Source organism: Candidatus Cloacimonadota bacterium (genome assembly GCA_020532085.1).
GTDB lineage: Bacteria > Cloacimonadota > Cloacimonadia > Cloacimonadales > Cloacimonadaceae > Syntrophosphaera.
Map to the genome: position 1 here is coordinate 1 of JAJBAV010000088.1, position 2,862 is coordinate 2,862.

The following is a 2,862-nucleotide window of genomic DNA, read 5'->3' on the forward strand; positions in this document are numbered from 1 at the left end:
GGGACCAGGGTTGCCCGCATTCAAGCTCGGCCACGCGCTCGAGCAACAGGGCCAGGACGCAGATTTTCACATGGGTCTCGATGCGCCGGCCGGCCCAATGGTACATCGGCATCATCTGGATCTGGGTGCGTTTCAGTGAGCGGAAACACCGCTCGATCACCAGAAGCCCCTTGTAGCCGAGGGCGGCGTCTTCCAGGCTGATGGTGTCATCATTGGTTTCCAGCACCCATTTGCCGTCATACCGCTTGGCCTCGGTGATGGCGGCGCGATCCAGGCGGAGCTTGCCGGCCTCGGTCGTGGCCAGGTAGCGCTTGTAGCGTTTGGAGGCCAGCAGTTCGACGGCCCACTGGGCGGAGGCATCCCGGTCGCGATGGCTGGCCAGTTCCTCTTCGAGCAGGCGGACGATCCCGTCCCGGTGGGCCCGTTGCCGCTCGGCCTCCTTCGGGTTGTAACAGAGGATATACCGTCGCCGGCGTTCGCCATCGCCGAGGACGACCTCTTTGGCGTGCAGATTGTCGGTGATCTCGGTGTAGCGGCCGGGTTGGGCGAGCACCTCTTGTTTTATCTCGGCCACCGTTGCCATCCGGGTGGCCAGCAGGTACTTGCCGCAGGCCCGGGCCAGCTCTTCCCGGTTGTCCGCGGAGTTCATGCCCGAGTCGGCCACAAACAGGGCGCGGCCGAGTTTCCAGCCGCGGAGGTCCTGGCGGATGCGCTCGACCGTGGACACATCCGCGGTGTTGCCGGGAAAGACCCAACCCTTCACCGGCAGCCCTTCCCGGGTGACCGCCAGGGCGACAACGATCTGTGGGGTCCAGGTACCCTCCTTGGAATGGCCGTACTGGCGCAGGCCAGCGTTGTTTTCGTCGGCCTCGTCCTCGTAGTCGATGGCAAACGAAGCCGTGGTGGTGTCGTAGAAAATCAGGTCGACCGAGAGGTTGAACAGATTGGCGGTCTGGAAAAAGACCGCCTCCTCAACCGCATCGATATGCTGGTGGAGAAAGTCCATGGCCTCGTACATCTGCCGCAGTTTCAGGCCATGGCAACCGGGAAGATGGACCCGCTCCAGCCAGCGATCCCAGACCCCGAGCTTGGACTCGGGATCGCAGAGGCGGTTGGCGGTCATGGCCAGCAGCGCCTGGTCGTAGGGGACGGCGTACTTGCCCTTGCCGAGCAGGGCCCGGAGCGCCTTGCCGATGCCCAGTCGCTCCCACAGGGTTTCAATGACCAGCACGGTGCCGAGTTCGACCGTGCGCAGAATTTCAAGATCATCGGGCAACCCGCCGCTGCCCTGTTGGTGAACGCCAGTGGCAGCGGAATCCAGGATGGTGATCCCGCAGACCCTGGCGATGGAGCGGGCAAGCCGGACGAGGGCCTCGCGGTCCAGCTGATCGGCCCGGCCGAAGCTGTGAATGATGCGGGCAACGGTGGAGTTGGTCTCCGGATCCCGCACGTTGTGGGCGAGCTGGAGGTACTCGGTGACGGTGCCGTTCTTGTTCTTTCGTTTCGTGGATCGCAGGTACATGGCTGCCCACCACGGTAGCGTTTAAAAATTTGTATTTCAAGAGAAAAATGGTAGCGCGTGTGCCCACAGGTTTTGAGGATTTCCACCACCGCCAAAAAAGCTATCAGCCTGAAATTGCGTGATAAAATTTTCGGTACTGCACTAAAATGTGCCCACAACCCGCAAACTTAGGCCTGAGTTGCAACGAGGTCACTGGATAGTCATTCTCGGACATGTTTTGCAGGGCTCCCGGATCGGAATGAGCAATACCGCTCGGTTCCTCCAAAGCGGTCGGCAATGAACTCCAGGGAGAGCACCTTCTAAACGATTTGCTGGTTTCTCGCTGGCCGTCGCTCGCGATAGATATCCCTCGAGCTGCTCGGCCAGCAACCTGACCGTGTTCATTCCCTTCACGGCACTTCTCTTGGGTAATGTCCTCGTGGTTCTTGTTTTCAAAGTCCATAACAGCAACTGGTTACCAGAAGGATATATTTTTTGCTGGGCAACAGACACAAAGCTCAGCAAATACCCTTGTTATTTCAGCTGGTCATGTGAGTAGCGTTAAGGCGTATCAAGACCCTTGAACCAACTCCTTGCGCTTGTTTGGATAATTCCTGACCAATTTTCAACTTTTCTGTCCTAATCTCACGAACTCGTCGTTCAATCTCCATACTTGGAGAAACTTCTCCTTCGGATTGCATAGCTATCCACCGGGATCCTGTCTCTCGCAGGACATCGTCGACCGCCACACGGTCGCTGTCTTTCCCTACCACCAGCACTACCACTCCGGGAAACTCCTGCTCAATTTGCAAAATCATCGTCCGTAGCAATTCGGACTGGCGAACAGCTACGACGACTAAATCCATTTCAAACGCCCTGCATAGCTGTAGACCACAAAAGCTGTCATGCGCAGCCATGCAGAACACTTGTTCACTCGATAGATTTTTCCGCAACTCAGGAAGAAGACGTGAACAGGAAAAGAGTCGCTGCGGATTATCAATGAGAAGCACATTCATTTCAGTTTTAACGGGACTACTCATTACTACCATCAATATCAATTAATATTTAAAGGGTTAAACCTCATGAAAACCAGCTTGCCTGCGACATTCCTGGCGGAGGATCCACTCATACGAATCAGTACAAACAAGAACGATGCCACCTTATCATTTAATTTTAACTTGTTATAATTATGAGACTTTTCGCCTTAAACAGAAAACCGAACAACCCTGCCTGATGCGTATTCCACGACATCCGGCCAGTGATTCCACGCGAAGGCGGCCACGCATTCCACGTGATCCCGGCCGCCTGTTCCAGTGATTCCGGCCAGGCGGTCGGAGCGAAGCGACGCGGTTGGTTGTTGG

The 2,862-nt window shown here is 56.6% G+C and carries 2 protein-coding genes; both read right to left on the reverse strand.

The annotated features are described in order from the left end of the window. The coding region (locus LHW45_11270; GenBank protein ID MCB5286149.1) for an IS1634 family transposase at nucleotides 1-1,522 on the reverse strand (1,522 nt) is incomplete at its 3' end. A 518-nt stretch (nucleotides 1,523-2,040) separates the two neighbouring features. After that, complete coding sequence (locus LHW45_11275) at nucleotides 2,041-2,541, reverse strand: hypothetical protein (GenBank protein MCB5286150.1); 501 nt, start codon at nucleotides 2,539-2,541, stop codon at nucleotides 2,041-2,043. Nucleotides 2,542-2,862: the final 321 nt, after the last annotated feature.

Bases quoted from the DNA above. Each gene is read 5' to 3' on its own strand.
- LHW45_11275 (MCB5286150.1), bottom strand. From the start codon at position 2,541: ATGAGTAGTCCCGTTAAAACTGAAATGAATGTGCTTCTCATTGATAAT.